Here is a 17,239-nt window from a genome sequence, read left to right as displayed (position 1 = left end):
CTCTCCTTCAGATGTGCGGGACGTCGTCGGGGATGTCGTAGAAGGTCGGGTGGCGGTAGACCTTGTCGGCGCTCGGCTCGAAGAACGGGTCCTTCTCGTCGCGGGTCGAGGCGGTGATGTGCTCCGAGCGCACCACCCAGATGGACACGCCCTCGTTGCGGCGCGTGTACAGGTCGCGCGCGTGGGTGAGCGCCATCCGGTCGTCGGCGGCGTGCAGCGAGCCCACGTGGACGTGGTTGAGCCCGCGCTTGCCCCGTACGAACACCTCGTACAGCGGCCAGTCCTGCTTGTCGGCGCTCATGCCGCCGCTCCCTTCTCGGCACGGGCGGCCTGCTTGGCCGCGTGGGCGGTGGCCGCCTCCCGCACCCAGGCGCCCTCCTCGTGGGCGCTCCTGCGCCGCTGCATCCGCTGGTCGTTGCACGGCCCGTCGCCCTTGATGACCCGCATCAGCTCGTCCCAGTCGGGGGTGCCGAAGTCGTGGTGGCCGCGCTCGGCGTTCCAGCGCAGCTCCGGGTCGGGCAGGGTGACGCCGAGCTTCTCGGCCTGCGGGACGGTCATGTCGACGAAGCGCTGACGCAGCTCGTCGTTGCTGTGCCGCTTGATCTTCCAGGCCATCGACTGCGCGGAGTTGGGCGAGGCGTCGTCGGGCGGACCGAACATCATCAACGACGGCCACCACCAGCGGTTCACGGCGTCCTGCACCATCTCCCGCTGGGCCTCGGTGCCGCGCATCATCGTCATCAGCAGCTCGTAGCCCTGCCGCTGGTGGAACGACTCCTCCTTGCAGATCCGCACCATCGCGCGCGCGTACGGCCCGTAGGAACTGCGGCACAGCGGGACCTGGTTGCAGATCGCCGCGCCGTCCACGAACCAGCCGATCACGCCGACGTCGGCGAAGCTCACGGTCGGGTAGTTGAAGATCGACGAGTACTTCTGGCGGCCCTCGATGAGCCGGTTCGTCAGCTCCGCGCGGTCGGTCCCCAGGGTCTCCGCCGCCGAGTACAGATACAGCCCGTGCCCGGCCTCGTCCTGCACCTTCGCGAAGAGGATCGCCTTGCGCCGCAGGGAGGGCGCCTTCGTGATCCACTCCCCCTCCGGCTGCATGCCGATGATCTCCGAGTGGGCGTGCTGCGCGATCTGGCGGATCAAGGTCCTGCGGTAGCCGTCGGGCATCCAGTCCCGCGGCTCGATCCGCTGGTCGCGCGAGATCGTCGCGTCGAAGTGCTCTTGCAGCTGCTCCGTCATCGATACCAGCTTCCGACTTCCGGCTTCCCAACCGACCATTCGTTCGGTACCAGTGTGACTTGTTTTCGGATGCCGAGCAAGACCCGTCACGCAAGTCAGAGCCGCCCCGGATACCGGGGAGGGGTATCCGGGGCGGCTCCGGGGAAGGGATCGTCTCACTTCCCCCCGTCGGGCACCTTCAGCTTGTCCCAGCTGACCTTGCCGGGGATGCCGTCCGCGTCCTTGCCCTTGAAGTGGAGCTTCTGCTGCCAGGCGGCGTAGGAGCGGCGGTCGGCCTCGGTCCACTCCGGGCTCGGGCCCTCCTCGTAGCGGCCGCAGCCCTCGGCGACCAGGCGGTGGCCCATGGCCGTGATGATCGGGGACTTCTGGCCGATGTGGAAGAAGCCGCTGCCGGGGAACGGCACATGCTTCGGCTTGGGCACGGGCTTCGGGTCGGGGGTGGTGTCGCCGCCCCCACCGCCACCGCCGCCCTTCAGCCGTTGCGCGATGCGCTTGCGCATTCCGTCCATGGTGAAGCCGCGCGGGTCCTGCTTGCCGGGCTGCCACTCCTTGTGGCCGATGACCGAGCGCTCGCTCCAGCCGTGGTGGCGGCAGATCGCGGCCGAGACCTTCTCGATGGCCTCCTTCTGCGCCTCGGGCCAGGGATCCTTGCCGTCGCCGAGGTTGATGCACTCGAAGCCGTAGAAGCGGGCGTTGCCGTCGGTGTCGGCCTCGTTGTCGTGCGGCAACCTCGACTCGTTGATCACGGCGCGCAGGACGTCGCTGTCACCGAGACCGGCGTGGTTGGCGCGGCCGTTGCCGACGAGGTGGATCTCGCCCTTCTTGTCTATGACGCCGTGGCAGAGCGGGCCGGGCAGGCCGGAGTAGCCGTTGTAGCAGATGTTCACCGAGGCCTCGGTGCCCTTGGTGACGGTGTGGTGGATCATCACGCCGTTCACCGGGCCCCAGGCGCCCTTGCTGTTGCGGTTGTGGGTGCGCCAGCTGCGCACCTCGTGGACCGTCAGACCCTCCGCGCGGAGGATCTCCACCATCTTGGACGCGCTCAGGGGCTTGGCCATCAGTTGTCTCCTTCCGCCGCGGCCTCCGCGTCCGCGGTGGTCTGCGACCTCCCGCCCGACGGGTCCTCCGCCAGCTGCTCCTCGCGGCGCGCCTGCTCCTCAGCCGCGAGCGTCGCCTCGTCGGCGGCCGGGATGCTGCTGGCCAGGGGGTTGAAGGCGAGGCGCAGATCGACCGTGCCACCCTCACCCTTGACCAGGGCCAGCGGCGCGAAGGCGCGGACGATGCCGGAGGGGCCCTGGAGCAGCGGGCGGCGCGCGGCGTCCGTGGGCCACTCGACGCGTCCGGTGGCGGTGCGGGCGGGGATGATCCAGTGGTCGCCGGTGCGGTAGGCGGCGCCCTTGGCGAAGTACACCTCGACCCCGTCCTCCAGCGGCAGCCACTCCCCCTCGGCGACGGGAACCGCGCCGCCCTTCAGGGCGGTCGTACGGCCCTTGCGCCTCGGTCCGCCGTGGTGGTCCCAGCGGCGCAGGAACGGGTTGAGGTGGGGCAGCCGGCCGACGGACTGGTCGGGCTCGGCGCTGAGGCGGACGCGGCGGCCCGGCAGGTCCAGTTCCTCGACCCGGAGCAGGGGCAGGGGTTCGAGGCGGGAGGCGTACGCGGTGTCGGTGAGCTCCACGTGGTCGCCGACGTCCAGGTCCAGCTTGTCGTCGTGCCCGAGGGACGCCAACTGCACCCAGGTGCCGTCGAGTTCGTCGACCGGGAAGACCACGGAGCCGTTCTCCCGGGACCACTTGAAGGTGGCGTCCTTCGCGTCGCCGCCCGCGTGCACCTCGACGCGGTACAGCTGGTTCTCCGGGCCACGGTAGCGGGCGTCCGGCTTGACCAGGCAGGGGTCCTCGTCGGCGTGGTCGGGCCGCTCGCTGCGGGCGGCCAGGCGTGCGGTGGGCGCGGCCTGCTTCTGCGCCCACTTGTCGAAGGCGGCGCGGACGACCTCCTTGGACGGGTCGGTCTCCTCGATGTCCAGCGCGGCCAGCGACAGCGGCAGCACCTGCCAGACGACCTTCACACGGGCGGCCGTGTCGGGCATCGCGGCGCCGAGAGCGACTTCCCGCAGGGCCGGGTCCTCGGCGGCGGAGACGGCGCGCTCCCACACGTTCAGGTAGACCACGAACGGCGACGTGGCAGGCGAGGGCAGCCGGTCGCCGGGCTTCTCCGGGTCGCGGAAGCCGTCGGGCTGGTCCCAGTAGGTCCAGTACGCGGGCGGGGCGGCGGCCTCCTGCTCCTGCTCGCCGGCGTCGTCCGGGACGGGCACGCCGGGCGCCGGGCGGGTCGCGTCGACCAGGATGCCGTCGACGTAGTACCGGCCGCCGCGGATGTGCAGCGTGTCGATGTCGTGCTTGCCGCCCACATAGTCGATCTTGAAGCCGGCGGCGTCGCGCGGCCCCCCGTGCCGGCCGATCAGGTCGGCGGCGAGCGTGCGGGCCTGGTGGAGCTGGATCGCGGTCTGCTCGTTGATGTCGGCGTCGAGCTGAACGCGCCCCTGCTGGGCGATGACCGCCGAGTAGCGCCGCTGCGGGCGGAACGTGAGGCGGGAGAGGTCAGCGTGCATGAAGGGGGTCCCCCTGGTTCAGGAAAGTGCGGGTAGGGCTTACGACGGCGAAGCGCACGTCATGGCTCATGTCTCGCCTCACGTCACGAAGAAGATCCCGGCGTCCGTGCCCGCCGGGGTGTACTCCGCGAGCCGTGCCCTGAGGCCGTCCTCGCGCTGCGGCCGGTACAGGTCGTGGAAGGCGCCCATCTCGGCGCCGTCGTCCGAGCCGCGCCGGATCTCCTCGGCGCACCGGTCGGCGAGGAGCCCGTACCAGGGAGTCCCGTAGCGCTCGGAGGTGAACAACGGCCGTACGCGACCGGCCTGTTCGGGCCCGGCCAGGTCGGGCTGGCAGCGGTACCGGCGCGGGGTGCGCGATCCGGCCGGAACGTAGGAGTACCGCAGGCAGCCGATGCCGCGCCGGGCCACGTGCAGCCGGCCGGTGAAGACCGAGTTCTCGGCGATCTTCACCGCGTGCGTGTGGATCTCGCCGATGACGGTGGTGCGGTGCAGATGCAGCACCGCGTGCGCGTGCCGGCAGTCCGGTGCGGACAGGGCCTCGCGGTCACTGCCCGTCGCGTCGAGGATGCTGTCGCGCAGGTGGATGTCGAGGGGGTCCTCGCTCACCTCGTCGCCGATGACCTCGATGGTGCCGAGGATGCTGTGCTCGATCTGGAGGCACGCGGTGGTGCGGTCCAGGACGATGCTGGGCTCCTCCGGCGAGTGCGGATCGCACTCGGGCTCCAGCGACCAGCCGGGGACGAGCGTGGAGTGCCGCACGACGACCGCGCCCATGGGGCCCGTGACGTTGATGCCGCGTCCGGCGACCAGCAGGCCGTCGAGGACGATCCGCGGACGTTCGTGCGGGGCGCAGTCCTCGGACACCGCACGGATGTTGAGGGCGTCGGGGCGGTTGCTGTACCAGTCGAGCAGGCGGATCACCGGCCGGGTGCCCTCGGCCGCCCGCACTTCGAGGCGGTCGCCGGGGTCTAGGTCGAAGTCCAGCTGCTCCTGGTAGGCGCCGCTGTGCGTGATCTCGATGATGCCGCAAGCGCCGGTCCGGTCGGCCCGGCGGTCGTGCTGCCAGGCCCGGTAGGCGTCCATGATCTGGCGGTACGGCTGCCCGGGCCCGACCCGGTAGACCTCGGCGTCGGGACGCGGCTCGCGGTCGAGCCGGTCGTACTCGCCGCCGCCCGTGTCGGCGGCGGACGCGTAGTGGTAGTCCACCCACACGCCCTGCCGGGGCGCCGACCGCGACCCGAACGCGATGCGCCCGAGCTCCGGGTCGACGGCGACCTGGCCGCGCCCCGGCCGGTAGCGCCAGTCGGACAGGTCGGCGACCACGATGTCCGACGGCGGTACGGGCTGGTCCTCGCCGTCGCGCCGGATGACCAGGCTCTTGCCGGGGCCGTAGTAGTCGGCGAGCCGGTCGTGGAGCTGGCGGCGGGTGACGAACGCCGGGACGTTGTCGATGGTCGCGATGTGCGTGGGCGACGGCTCCGGGAACGGCTTGGTGACCAGCGGGGTGTCGTTGCCCAGGATCGAGAAGGTGTAGAGGTTGCGGGCGCGGTCGATGCAGTACGCCGGGGACTGCGTGAGCGAGTGCGCCTTCAGCCGCCAGACGAAGAGCGCGACCCCCGCTGGAGTCCAACCACCCTGTCGGTGCCGGGAGTTGGCGCGGCGGACGTCGACCGTGCGCGCCGTCGCGCCGAAAGCGCCGCCCGCGAGGTCGAGGGCGGAGTTGTCGCGCAGGTCGACGAGACGGCCGCGCTCGCCGCGGTGGACGCCGGTGTCGCCGTACAGCTTCACGGGCTGGGTGTGGGAGACCTGCCGGGACAGCTCGACGGCGCGGGCGGGCCAGCCGGTGACCTGGTCGGCGAGTTCCTCCAGGAGGTGGAGGGTGCCCTTGCGGCGGCGGTTGGCGACGGTCGCGGCCACGTCGGCGCGCGGGGCGATGGCCTCGGCGAGGGCGGCGCGGCCGCCTTCGTGCAGGCCGGCCGTCAGGACCCGCTCGTAGCCGGGCAGGGTGCGATAGCCGACCAGGTCGCCGAGGTACGGCAGCACCCAGGGCGCCGCCGTCTCCACGAACAGGTCCTCGTAGCCCTGCTGGACGCCGTCGCGGACCCGGTCGAGCTGCTCGGCGATCACCGCGAGCAGTGCGCGCAGCGGTTCGCCCTCCTCGGCGTCGCGCAGCAGATGCCAGCGAGGCAGCAGGGCGGCGAGTCCGTCCGGCTCCCTGGACGTGCTCGCCGGGGCCGTGGTCTCCAACTGGACGTCCGGGGACATCACTTGACCTCCGTCAGAATCAGGGTGTCCGCGGCCCTCGGCGACAGCATGGCGAGCTGCGCCGGGCGGATTCCGCGGAAGACGAACACCGAACGGCCCTTGGCCAGGCGCCGGGTGTCGGTGATGTCGGGGTTGAGGCGCAGGAGTTCGGCGAGCGGGACGCCGTACTTCGCGCAGATCTCCGACAGTGTCTCGCCGTCGGCGGCGCGCACCGTGTGGATCTTCTCGTCGTACGTCGCCTCACGCGCCGGGACCGACGCCCTGGGCGGGCCGGGGTCGGTGAGGATCCCGGTGAGTTCCTCCGGCGTGGCGGACGCGGGGACGCCGGTGAAGACGTCGACGTCCACGTAGTCGACGCCGGGCACGGAGTGGGCCGTGGCCAGGACGTCCGAGAGCCGGGCGGGTCGGCCCAACTCCCGTCCCTCGTAGCCGAGTCGGTGGAGCAGCGCCTGGCGCAGCCGGGGCTCGACGATCTCCCAGGCATGGTCCCTGGCCACCTTCACCTTGGCCGCGACGAGCAGCAGGACCAGCTCCCGCACGTCCACCCGGACCGTGAGGTTGAGGTCCCCGTACTCGGTCAGCGCCCCGCGCAGGGCCCTGAGGGTGTCCGAGTCGCCGTCGATCGGCACGTCGTCCGTTCCCGCGACCGTCACGTGCAGCACACGTCGCAGCCCGTCGAAGAGTTCACGCGCGGCGGCCCGGCCGATGCCGGCCCGGGAGCGGGCGAAGTCCTCGTAGTCGGACGCGGAGACCAGCCGGTCCAGCGCCGACACGGCGAGCGGGATCGTACGGCGGGTCAGGCCGGGGCCGTCCGCGTCGGCGCCGCCCTTCGCCGGGCGCGGGTTGGTCACCTGGGTGACGCCGAGGGGCCGGGTGAGGGGCTGGGTGACGCGGTCGGCGGCGACGTTGGCGGCCTTGCCGGTGCCGAAGCGGTAGCGGGCGCGGATGTTCTCGTGGCCGGAGGGGAGCCGGGCCCCGTTGACTCCGTCGCCGAAGGTCACCGTCGTACGGCCGTCGGCGGTGGAGCCGGTGATGTAGACGCGCTCGCCCGGGCCGCGTCCGGCGAGACTGTCGACCTCGTGCCACCGGACGCCGTCGACCCGTACCTCCAGCACCGGCGTGGCACCGAGGGGGTTGTCGTCGGCGAGCCAGGTGAGCGGGGACTGCCAGAGCGCGAACGTCTGGTTCGTACGGTCCGAGTCACCGCTGCCGATGGCCTCCTCGCGGCTCTCACCGTGGCTGGCCTCGACCACGTTGCCGAGGATCCTGACGGTCTCGCGCCGGTAGCGGTGGGCGAGGTCGGCGGTCAGGGTGAGCCTGGTGTGGACGTGGTCGCCGGGCAGCCGCGGGTCGACGGCCGCGTCGGCGGCGGCGAGGGTGACGACTTCGGTGGCCTGGACGCCCGCGGTCCCCGGGATGTCGCTGCGCTCGCCGGTGACGACGAGAGTCCGGCCGGCGCGCAACCCGTCGTACAGCTGGGCGAGTTCGATCTCGTTGCCGTGGACGTCCTCGCCGAGCGGTTCGTCGGCCGGGCGCAGGGGTGCACCGGCCGCGTGGACGGTGGTGTCCCGGATGTGCGAGAGCAGGACGTCGAACTCGTCCAACCACGGTTCGGCGAGGGTGAGTTCGGTGCCGCGTCCGGTGATGCCGTAGTTGGTGTACGCCGCCGTACGCGCCGCCACGACCTGGGTGGTGACGAACGCGAGCTTGGCGTCGCCGGGCACACCGTCCTGGGCGCCCTTGGCGGGGCGCTGGATCGCGACCCAGCTGCCGACGGTGATGCCGGTGTGGACCGTGTCCAGCTGGAGGACACGGCGGTTCAGCGGCTCGGGCTTGCTGGCAATGACAACCTCGACGTTGGGCTCGGTGGTGCCCACCGTGTACTTGAGGCTCACCTCGTACTCGCCGTGGGTGAACTGCTCGCTCGCGTTCGGCCGCAGGGCGATCTGCTCGGAGGTGCCGTTGTGGACGCCGACGTGGACCAGGCCCTCGTCGTCCGGCCGGGACACGAAGAGCGTGCGCTCGGGCAGACCCGACAGGAGGCGGGCCGTGACGCCGGGCTCCTGGGAGTCGGAGGGACGCCGGTTGAGCCAGTTCAGGTCGCGGTCCTGGCCGGAGCGCACCGACAGCTCGATGCGGCCCGTGCCGAGCGGGAAGGTCAGCGGCTGGGTGACGGGCAGGTTCTCGGCGCGCTGGTCGGAGCTGCTGCCCTCGACGTACTGGAACTCGGCCCGGACCGGCGTCCTGCCCGACGTGTCGTACACGACGCGCATGCTCGCCAGCACGGCACCGGTCAGCGGCCAGTCGGCGGTACGGATGACCCGGCCGCGGTCGTCCTGGACCGGCTTGAGCGGGGCCGTGGCGCCGAAGGGGGCGGCGGTGACCCGCATGGCGAGGAGTTCGCGGAGCAGTGGCGGGGTGCCGGGGGCGGCGGCTGTGCGCCAGGCCGGGTAGAGGGTGCCGAGGCCGGGGTTGAGGGCGGAGAGCAGGCGGGCGGTGTCGCTGCCCGGACGCTGGGAACCGTTGCCGCCGCGCGGCGCGGGGGTCGAGGCGCGCAGGGCGGGCAGGACAGCGCCCAGGGCTTGCAGAGCCGCGGCGCGCGAGTCGCCCTCCAGGGGCGCGGGGCTGTGTCGATGTGCGGCTCCGCCGCGGGGCGCGACCAGCCCCGACGGCACCGCGGACGACCGACTACCTGGCTCCTCCGATTGCGCCGGCGCCAACTCCAGGGCACGTTGCGTGAGCTCGGCCAGCACCGCCTCCAACTGCTCGAACCAGGCGGCGACGTCGTCATACGCCTCGGCCAACACCTGAGCCTCACCAAGACGCGCGACCGGTTCCGCGAGACGAGCCGCAAGCCGTTCGGGACTCTTGATGCCGTCCAGGTCACCCCGCAGGGGAGCGAGCACCTGGTCCTCGAAGTCCTCGATCAGCCGACTGACGGGCCGAGGGTTCGGCACCTCGGGCGTAGGCGGCTCATCCCCCGGCTCCCCCGGTGCGGCCGGCGCGGCAGTCCACCGCCGCACCTCGTCGACCAGCTCCTTCAACGTCGGCGGCGCGGACTGCGGCAGCGAGATCGCCGTGATCTCGTCCTCCCGGTCGACCCGCGCCTTCGCGACAGGCAGCAACTTCCGTTCGCCACCCGCCCGTTCACCGAAGACGAACAGCAACTGGTCCCCGGTCTGGAGCGAGTTCGCCGTGCCCTCGACGAACAGCTCCGAGCGGCGCTCCAGGTCCGCGGGGGTGACGAGTGAGGGGCGCCGACGGCGCACCTTCAACTCGTTCCAGTCCCAGCGGGCCGTGAGGTCACGGCTGGTCTCGAAGGTGAGGGACTGCTCGTCGGCGGAGGCCGGCACGCTGTGGCTGCGGGCGCCGCGCGGGATGGTGACCGGCAGCGCCTCCGCGCGCGGGTCGCGTTCCAGCGTGTACGCCAGATGCGTGGCGGCGGCGACGCCGGGGCGCGGGCGGTGGCCGACGAGGCGGCCGAGCAGGACCAGGGAGCGGTGCTCGTTGGCCGTGCGGATGTAGGCCTCGTCCGCGATGCGCTCGGAGTGGAAGGTGAGCAGGTCACCGAGGACGGCGGTGGCGTCGAGGAGGCCGATCGCCGGGTCGTCGGGGGTGCGCACGGTCAGGCCACCCAGCGCCGGGTAGGCCGGTGAGGCGAGGCGGTCGAGGAGGGCGGCCAGGAAGGAGCCGTACTCGCCGACGCGGTAGTCGAGGGCCGTGCGGCCGGGCGGGTTGTGCACGGGAGCCGGGGCGAGGCGCTCGTCGTGGCCGCCGCGGCAGGCGCCGCCGCAGGTGCAGTCGTCGGTGATCGTGCCCTCGGTCGTCATGGTCTCGCTCATCGGGCACCTCCCAGGGAAATCGCCAGCCGGCCGTTCTCCGGCCGGTCCGGGTCGTTGTCGCAGGTGGCGATCTCCAGCGGGCCGAGCCGCAGCACGCCGTCCTCCTTCTCTCCTCGGTCCGGCTCGAACAGCCTTTGCAGTCGGGTGACTTGGACGCTCGCCACGCCGGGCACGGCTGCCGCGACGGCGACGAGCCGGCTGAGCCGCACCGGTTCGCCGAACGTCAGCGCGTCCGGGTGGAAGAAGCCGAGGCGCCCGTCCGCGAGGCGGCCGTTGCCCAGGACGCGGTACAGCTCGGCCAGGATCTGCCCGTGCTGGTGGCCCGGCTCGGCGCACACGCTCAGCGCGATGTCCAACGGGACGAGACGCGCCGCGCCGACCACGAGGTCGTGGCCGATGCGCCGGTACGACTCCAGGGACTGGGCGACCGAGGCCAGCAGCTCGGCCGACGGGGCGCCGGTGCCGTAGGCGTCGATCGCGATGTGCGCCTCCTGGACGCTGCCCGTCCAGCGCAGCTCCGCCGCCGCCCGCTGGACGCCGGGCAGGGCGGAGGCGAGGGCCGCGTAGTCGTCGGCGGTGACCGCGCGCAGCCGGGTGCGGCGCAGGTCGAGCGGGGCCAACTGGCGTACCTGCTCGACGGGTTCGGGCGCCGTGCCGCCGACAGCCGGGAGCGGGTTGCGGACCACGGCGGCGGGCGGGGGCTCGCAGTCGGCCTGGACGACGAGGTGGTTGATGGCCTCCGCGCCTACGTTGCCGGCCGTTCCGCCACCGAGGCGGTAGTGCAGGGCGAGCCGGGATCCGGGGGTCGGCTTCGCGCCGTGGCGTCCGTCGCCGAACCGCAGGGCGAGACGGCCGTCGTCCTCCAGTTCGCCGACGAAGTGCCGGTCGCGGGGGCCGCTTTCGAGCAGGTCGCGGCGCGGCTCCCACACCGAGGTCTCGCCCTCGTCGACGCGTACGGCGGGCAGGGCGTGCCGCGGGTCCTGGGCGAGGGCGTCGGTCGCGGAGCCGCGCAGCACCGTCTCGTCGGGGTGCAGTCCGGCGGCGTAGGCGGGGCCCCAGCTGTGCGCGATCTCCCAGGCGATGTGCCCGTCGAGCACGGTGCCGGCGCGGGCGCGCGCGGTGAGGACCTCGACGCGGCGCAGTTTGGCGCCGAGCAACTCGTCGTTGCGGTGCAGGAGTTCGCGCAGGGCGCGGACGGGGTGGCGGTGGAGTTCGATGTGCTCCAGGATCCTCAGGCCGTAGATCACGGTGAGTTCGTCGATCTCCCGCTCGGAGAGGCCGTCCCGATCGCGGGCGCTGCGCCACAGTTCGACGAGCCGTTGCCGGACGCGCCCCGGGATCGCGGCGATCCGCTCGGCCTGCCCGGCTGCGACGGTGGCCGGCTCGGGGAACGGCACCGTCTGCGCCACCGGCGCGCGACCGAGGACGGGGCGGAAGCGGGGCTGGACGCCCGGGTAGACGGACTGGGCGAGCAGGGTGCGCAGGGCGGCGGCCTGGGCGTACGCCGTGCCCGGCACGACCCGTTCGTGGCGTTGCCCGGCGCGTTCCAGGCCGAGTCCGGCGCGGTTGGTGGCCGACTCGCCGACGACCTCGAAGAGTTCGCGGATGTCGTCGGGGGTGAGGGCCTCGCCGGAATCCGCCTGATCTGTAAGGGAGTTGATGAGCCGGGCGGGGGCGTTGCCCTCGTCGCGGTCGTGGCAGCCGAAGGAGGGAGGGTCGCAGGGGGCGACCTCGGCGGGGACCTGCGGGACGGTGAACGTCTCGGGGAGCCCGTGCAGGGTGCGGCCGTGGTCGACGAGGACGACGTTGCCGCGGGCGAGGGTGATGTCCTCGACGGGCAGGCAGTCACGGCCGCCGCGGGTGGTGAGGCAGAGCGGGAAGCGCAGGGCGTCCTCGGTGGCCCAGGTGACCTCCAGGACCGGCTGGTCCTCGATGCGGTCCACGGCCGGGGTGACGGAGGTCAGCCGGACGGCCTGGCGGTGGCTCGGGGCGGCGTCGCCGGGGGTGCCGGTGCGCGGGCCCTTGACCTCCTCCAGGACGAGCACGTCGCCGGGCTTCAGATCGAGTCGGCGGTCCCGGCAGGTCTCCGGGTCGACCCACGCGTCGCGCAGGGTGGCGGAGGTGGCGCCCTTCGGCAGGGTGCACACCTCGCCGCCCCAGCTCCACAGCCGGATCGCGTTGTGGGCGACGCGCAGCTCCAGCGGGTCGGCGGTGACGACCGGTTCGAAGACCTCCACCGAGCCGCGCTCGTCGAGGTCGCCGAGGTCGGCCTCGTCGATGACCGTGCCGGGCTCGGGCCGGTCGTGCGGGTCGAGGGCGCGGACGTCGACGGAGGCGAAGCGGTAGGTGCCCGGCGCGAGCGTGTGGTCACCGGCGGTCTCGACGGCGACGTATGCGCGCGCCGCGCACCCGTCGTGCATCGCGTAGTCGATGAGCCGGACGTGCCGCCGTACGGAGACGCGGCGGCGGGCGGTGTCGAGGTAGGCCTCGGTGGCGACGGCGTCCTGCTGGTAGCTGATCTGGTCGCCGGTGTACGCGAGCAGCTCGACGAGGGTCATGCCCAGGTCGGCGGGGTTGCGTTCCACCCAGTCCGGGGTGGTGAGCGCGAGCCGGTCCAGGAGCAGCTTGCGGATGGTGTCGTAGTCGCGGGCGGTGTAGTCGACGACGGGCGCGGCGGGGAAGCCCGACTGCTCCGGATCGTCTTCCTCGCAGTCGAAGGGAGTAGGGCAGTCGGGCCGGAAGGCGAAGGTGGCCCGGTGGTACCGCTGGTCGAAGCCGCGGAAGGGCTCGGTGCCGGGGCGGCCGTACGGGTCGGTCTCGACGAGGGAGAGCCGGTAGCGGGAGGTGTCGCCGGCTCTGTCGAGGGTGACGTAGAGCCGGTCGTCGAGCTCGGGGTCCTCCTCGCGCTCCACGCTGACGTCCACGGCGGTGATGCCGGTGATGCGGCGGCCGCCGTCGATGCGGACGTTCTCGGGGCCGAGGCCGTGCGGGGCCTTGCCGAGGAAGGTGACGGTGAGGAGCAGGCCGTCGTCACTCACCTCGACGGCGTCGACGCCGCCCAGCTGGGCGGCGCGGACCTTGGCCCGGCGGGAGGTGGCGGTGGTGCCGGTCATGCCGTGGCCCTCCCTTCGAAGACGTCGTCGCGCCGGGCGCCGTCGGCGCGTACGACGTACGACAGGTACACGCGGACGACGTTGTCCTCGCTGACCACGTCGAGGGCCTCCACGTCGATGAGGTCGCCGAGCCAGCGCTGGAGCGAGGCCTGCACGGAGAGTTCGAGGGTGCTGATCAGCTCGGGGCTGGTCGGGGCGAAGACCAGGTCGAGGAGCCCGCAGCCGAAGTCGGGGCGCATCACGCGCTCGCCGGGGCTGGTGAACAGCAGCTGCTCGATGAGGTCGTGGACGTGTTCGCCGTGCCTGGCGTGCGCGGTACGGCCGCGGCGGTCCGCCCGGAAGGGGAAGGCGAGGTCGGAACGGGGCCTGGTTGCCCGGCTGGTGGGACTCATCGGACGGTGACCTTTCGCTGCGCGGCCTGGACGACGGGCGGTCCCTGCGGCACGAAGGCCGCGGTGAAGCACTCGGCCGCGGAGGTGTCGAGCAGCACGGGCGCGCCGTCGACGGTGATACCGGAGCCGGCGGCGGTCCAGCGGACCGTCACGCACGGCGAGGGCACGCCGTTCACGGTGTGCGGGCAGCCGGTGACCACATAGCTGTGCGCGGCTGTGGCGACGGCGGCGCCCGCGAGGCGTACGCCGCCGGAGGGTGTGGTGGCGGGCGCGGCACGGCCGCCGTGCGGACAGCCGATCACGGCACCGGCGTCGAGCAGACTCCCGGACATTCTCTTCTCTCCCCCGTCTTCCTTCATCGCTTGGAGAGCACGGTCAACTGGCCCTCGTTGATGGTCACTTCGTTGCCGCGCAGCAGGATCTCGGCGCCCGCGCCGGTCGAGATGACCACGGCCTCCCTGGTGATACGGATGTATGCGCCGCCCTGGGCCTGGAGCAGAATCCCCTGCTCGGCGCCGGGCGTGTCGTTCATGACGAGCTTGTGCGCCTGCGGCGTCTGTACGACGACGGGCTTGTTGGGCGAGTTGGCCTGGAGTTCGCGGCGCGCGTCGGGCGGAAGCTCCTCGGCGGCCCCGTACCAGCACCCGGTCCACACCGGGAAGCTGGGATCCCCCTGCTCGAACTCCACCCATACGCCCGCCCCCGGCGGCGGCACCACGAACTGCCCCGACTGGGGTCCGGTGAACGGCAGGCAGGGCAGCGCCCACGTCGACGGCTCGTTGCCGAGGACGTCCGGGACCTCGACGGTGATCCGGCCGATGCGCAGCGGGTCGTCGTTGTCGACGACCCGGCCGCGGAACTTGCCGAGGTAGCGATTGCTGGGTGCCGCCATGGTGGGGGTGCTCCTGGTCGATGGTTCGTGGGGTTACGCGGGTCAGGGCCGGACGTAGTCGCTACGCGCTTCCAGGCCCTCCCTTGAGAGGGTGAAGTTCTGCTGGTACGAGCCCGGACGCAGGTTGTGCGTGACGGACTTGACGAAGTAGTCGCCGTCGTACGCCCGTCCCGAGCCGCGTACGCCGACGAGCTGGCGGGGCTGGAGGATGTAGCCGTGCCGGATGACGTCGAGTGAGCCGGAGCCGGAGACGACGTCGGCGGACACGGCGGCGCGGGCGAGGAGTTCGGCCTCGGCCTGCTCGCGCTGGTGCTTGGCGGTTCCGGAGAGGGTCCTGCGCTTCAGCGCCGGGGTGGGCCGCTTGCCGAGGGGTGGGCGCAGCGGGCTGATGGACGGCTGCGGGAGCAGGTCCGACTGCCGGGTCTCGGGGTTCTGCCAGCGGGCCTGCGGCTCTTCGCGTGCGGTTCCGTCGTAGGCGAACGTCAGCTGGTCGACGGTGGAGTTGGCGTCCATGTTGACGTTCAGGGCGTGCTGGCGGATGCCGAGGCGGATCTCCGGTCCCCAACGGGCGGAGGACTGGCCGGGGTTGGGCCCGGGCTCAAGGTAGAAGGTGTACCCGTTGGCACGGGCGAGCTCGGTGACGTACTGGAGGTCGGTGCCGGTCTGGTAGTGCACGCGGAGGTCCTGGTGCGGGGGTTGGGCGACCTGCTCGGTGTAGACGTCGGGCCGGATGCCGTAGTCGGAGTACCGGCGCAGGATGGCGAGTGCGCGCTCGGAGGGCGGGAGGTTCGGGTACCGGGCGGTGCGTTCCTCCAGATCCATGAGCAGTGTCAGGTCCTCGCCGGTGACGGTGAGGGTGGAGTGGCCGGGCTGGTTGCTGGCGCCGACCTCGTGGCGGACGACGAGCCCGTCGAAGAGGACGGCGGAGGTGCCGCGGACGGTGACGGTGACGATGAGCCGTGTCTTGGGGTCGAAGAACCCCTCGGGCAGGAGCCGCCGGCTGATGATCCCGTTCTTGGTGAGGTCGAAGGCGAGCTGGAAGCCGCTCCGCTCCCCCGCGGTGGCGGTGATCTGGGCGGACAGCAGGGCCTCGGTCACCTCGGCCGGGACGGGCCGGGCGAGCTTGGGCCCCATCTGGAGCGCGATGTGGACGGGGCCCTGCCCCACGGGCAGATCAAACACGCCGGTCTCCCCTGCCGCCGGGGAACCCGCCGGCGAGCGGGATGTCGATGACGCGCCCGGCCTCGTCGGTCAACTCCCGTGGATCCAGTACGGGGTTGGCGTCGGCGATCTGCCACCACTGGCCGGGGTCGCCGAAGTACCGCTGCGCGAGGAGGTCGGGGCGCTCGCCGGCGCCGACGGTGTGCGGCTGGGTGAGGTCGGGGTCCCCGGTCTGGTCGACCGGGGGCAGCAACCGCCGCTTGGTGTAACGGACCTCGGTCCCGTCGGGACGCCGGTGGATCCCGATCTCGGCGTCGTGGTACCGGCTGGTGCGCGGGTAGGGGTGGGCACCCGGTATCGCGTCCAGGGCATTCTCGTACGGCTCGATCTCAGCCATGGTCGTCCTCCTCAGCCCCTGCCGATCACGGCGTTGGTTCCGAATCCGCCTATTCCGCCTCCGCCGATGCCTCCACGGAGCCCGAGCGAGCCGAGGCTGCCGCCGCGGGCGGCCGCGGCGAGGCGTTCCTTCTGGGCGAGGTGGGCCATGTACAGGTCGGCGCCCCGGTGACCGGCGGGGAGGTCGCTGACGGTGAGGATCTTCATGCCGATGCTGAGCGAGGCGCGGATGGGGTTGAGGTTCACGTCGAAGGCGGACTCGTTGACGGAGAGCTCGGTGAGCCGCACGGGCATCACCCGCTTGCTCCCCCAGGTGAAGAGGGTGAGCGGCATCTCGATCGGACTGATCTCGATGGCCCCCTTCTGGGAAAGCTTCATCGCGGCGCGGAGCTGGGCGGTTGTCGGTTGCACCAGCATTTCGAGGGTCGCGAGCTGGGGGTGAATACCGTCGGGCGCGGCGACCTCGAACTGGTCGGTCGCGTCGATCTCGGCGGTGAACTTCCAGGTCTCCTGGGCGGGGCCCTTGAGCCGGAGGGCTTCATTTCGGTCGCCACTGCCGGTGCCACCGCTCCCGGAGTCACCGCTGTCGCCGGCGGACTGGGGGGCGACGCTGCGCTCCAGGGTGTCCGGGTTGAACTGGAGGACGATGATCCGCTGGGGGGTGCCGGTGTCGGGGTTGACTACGACTATTCCGGAGCGGATGGGTTTGGGGATGTCGGCGTAGCGGGTCACTGTCGCGGTACCTCGTCAGTTCTCGTTGCCATGGATACTCAGGCCCTCCAGCAGCAATCGAGCGTTCTCCCTCACATGGTCCACAGGGTCGGTCCGAGACAGCTCCCGAACGATTTCGACGAGCTGCGGCCAGGGGACATAGCCGGTCGATACGACGATCGACTGCCGCACACCGGCATCAGGATCTGTGGCCAGCGAGTGGAACAGTTCGATCATTTCGTCAACCGGCTGCTCCGGAGCCGTAAATGCTGCCGCGTACACCGCGGTCAGCCTCGCGTCCCGGTCCGCTGCCCGGCGCGCTCCTTCCAACGCCTCGGAAAACTCCCACACATTGCAGGACGCCTTGAGCATCTCGGCGGTTCGGGCTGAATTTTCACCGCGGAAGGTGACGAACGGGATTCCGGTGAGCGGATCCTCGATGTAGTGGACCTCGACCCGGTCAGAAGTGATCCACACATTCATGAAGATATCCGCTTTGCGGTTCCCCAGGATGCGCATCTCCCACCTGTTCCGCATAGCGAAGCTTGCCACACCCGCTTCAGCCTTTTCCGCCTTCAAGGCAAGGCGAACGTCGTAGTCGGCCACCGCTCCTC

General features: G+C 71.9%; 14 protein-coding genes. All 14 read right to left on the bottom strand.

Annotation, left to right across the window (positions count from 1 at the left end; all coding sequences use genetic code 11):
* Nucleotides 1-7: 7 nt before the first annotated feature.
* Complete coding sequence (paaB, locus tag ADK36_RS19205) at nt 8-301, bottom strand: 1,2-phenylacetyl-CoA epoxidase subunit PaaB (RefSeq protein WP_048580777.1); 294 nt, start codon at nt 299-301, stop codon at nt 8-10.
* Nucleotides 298-1,284, bottom strand: a complete 987-nt coding sequence (gene paaA / locus ADK36_RS19200; RefSeq protein ID WP_053198393.1) for a 1,2-phenylacetyl-CoA epoxidase subunit PaaA — start codon at nt 1,282-1,284, stop codon at nt 298-300. Before paaA ends, paaB begins: the two co-directional genes overlap by 4 nt.
* A 116-nt stretch (nt 1,285-1,400) precedes the next feature.
* Nucleotides 1,401-2,303, bottom strand: a complete 903-nt coding sequence (locus ADK36_RS19195; protein WP_048580775.1) for a peptidoglycan-binding protein — start codon at nt 2,301-2,303, stop codon at nt 1,401-1,403.
* Nucleotides 2,303-3,853, bottom strand: coding sequence for a DUF6519 domain-containing protein (locus tag ADK36_RS19190; RefSeq protein WP_048580774.1), 1,551 nt, complete (start codon nt 3,851-3,853; stop codon nt 2,303-2,305). Before ADK36_RS19190 ends, ADK36_RS19195 begins: the two co-directional genes overlap by 1 nt.
* Nucleotides 3,854-3,931: 78 nt before the next feature.
* Nucleotides 3,932-6,118 (bottom strand): hypothetical protein, encoded by a 2,187-nt coding sequence (locus ADK36_RS19185; RefSeq protein ID WP_053198391.1) that lies wholly within the window; start codon nt 6,116-6,118, stop codon nt 3,932-3,934.
* Nucleotides 6,118-9,960, bottom strand: coding sequence for a putative baseplate assembly protein (locus ADK36_RS19180; protein WP_234329804.1), 3,843 nt, complete (start codon nt 9,958-9,960; stop codon nt 6,118-6,120). Before ADK36_RS19180 ends, ADK36_RS19185 begins: the two co-directional genes overlap by 1 nt.
* Nucleotides 9,957-13,073, bottom strand: coding sequence for a putative baseplate assembly protein (locus ADK36_RS19175; RefSeq protein ID WP_048580772.1), 3,117 nt, complete (start codon nt 13,071-13,073; stop codon nt 9,957-9,959). The genes ADK36_RS19180 and ADK36_RS19175 overlap by 4 nt, the downstream gene beginning before the upstream one ends.
* Nucleotides 13,070-13,465 carry a GPW/gp25 family protein gene (locus tag ADK36_RS19170; protein ID WP_048580771.1) on the bottom strand — a complete coding sequence of 132 codons (396 nt, stop codon included), beginning with the start codon at nt 13,463-13,465 and terminating at the stop codon, nt 13,070-13,072. The genes ADK36_RS19175 and ADK36_RS19170 overlap by 4 nt, the downstream gene beginning before the upstream one ends.
* A complete protein-coding gene (locus ADK36_RS19165) occupies nt 13,462-13,797 on the bottom strand; it encodes a hypothetical protein (protein ID WP_048580770.1) in 336 nt (111 codons plus the stop codon). Before ADK36_RS19165 ends, ADK36_RS19170 begins: the two co-directional genes overlap by 4 nt.
* 23 nt (nt 13,798-13,820) lie before the next feature.
* Nucleotides 13,821-14,357 carry a phage baseplate assembly protein V gene (locus ADK36_RS19160; protein ID WP_048580769.1) on the bottom strand — a complete coding sequence of 179 codons (537 nt, stop codon included), beginning with the start codon at nt 14,355-14,357 and terminating at the stop codon, nt 13,821-13,823.
* 42 nt (nt 14,358-14,399) lie between these two features.
* A complete protein-coding gene (locus ADK36_RS19155; RefSeq protein WP_048580768.1) occupies nt 14,400-15,539 on the bottom strand; it encodes a hypothetical protein in 1,140 nt (379 codons plus the stop codon).
* The gene (locus ADK36_RS19150) at nt 15,532-15,915 is read right to left on the bottom strand and encodes a hypothetical protein (protein ID WP_030050780.1); all 384 of its coding nucleotides are present in this window, start codon (nt 15,913-15,915) and stop codon (nt 15,532-15,534) included. The genes ADK36_RS19155 and ADK36_RS19150 overlap by 8 nt, the downstream gene beginning before the upstream one ends.
* An 11-nt stretch (nt 15,916-15,926) precedes the next feature.
* Complete coding sequence (locus ADK36_RS19145) at nt 15,927-16,646, bottom strand: hypothetical protein (protein WP_048580766.1); 720 nt, start codon at nt 16,644-16,646, stop codon at nt 15,927-15,929.
* A gap of 15 nt (nt 16,647-16,661) precedes the next feature.
* Nucleotides 16,662-17,231, bottom strand: a complete 570-nt coding sequence (locus ADK36_RS19140) for a HEAT repeat domain-containing protein (protein ID WP_048580765.1) — start codon at nt 17,229-17,231, stop codon at nt 16,662-16,664.
* Between the last annotated feature and the right edge of the window lie 8 nt (nt 17,232-17,239).

The organism is Streptomyces viridochromogenes, from assembly GCF_001270495.1.
GTDB classification, from domain to species: Bacteria; Actinomycetota; Actinomycetes; order Streptomycetales; family Streptomycetaceae; genus Streptomyces; species Streptomyces viridochromogenes_A.
This window is presented reverse-complemented; position numbering and strand designations above follow the sequence as displayed.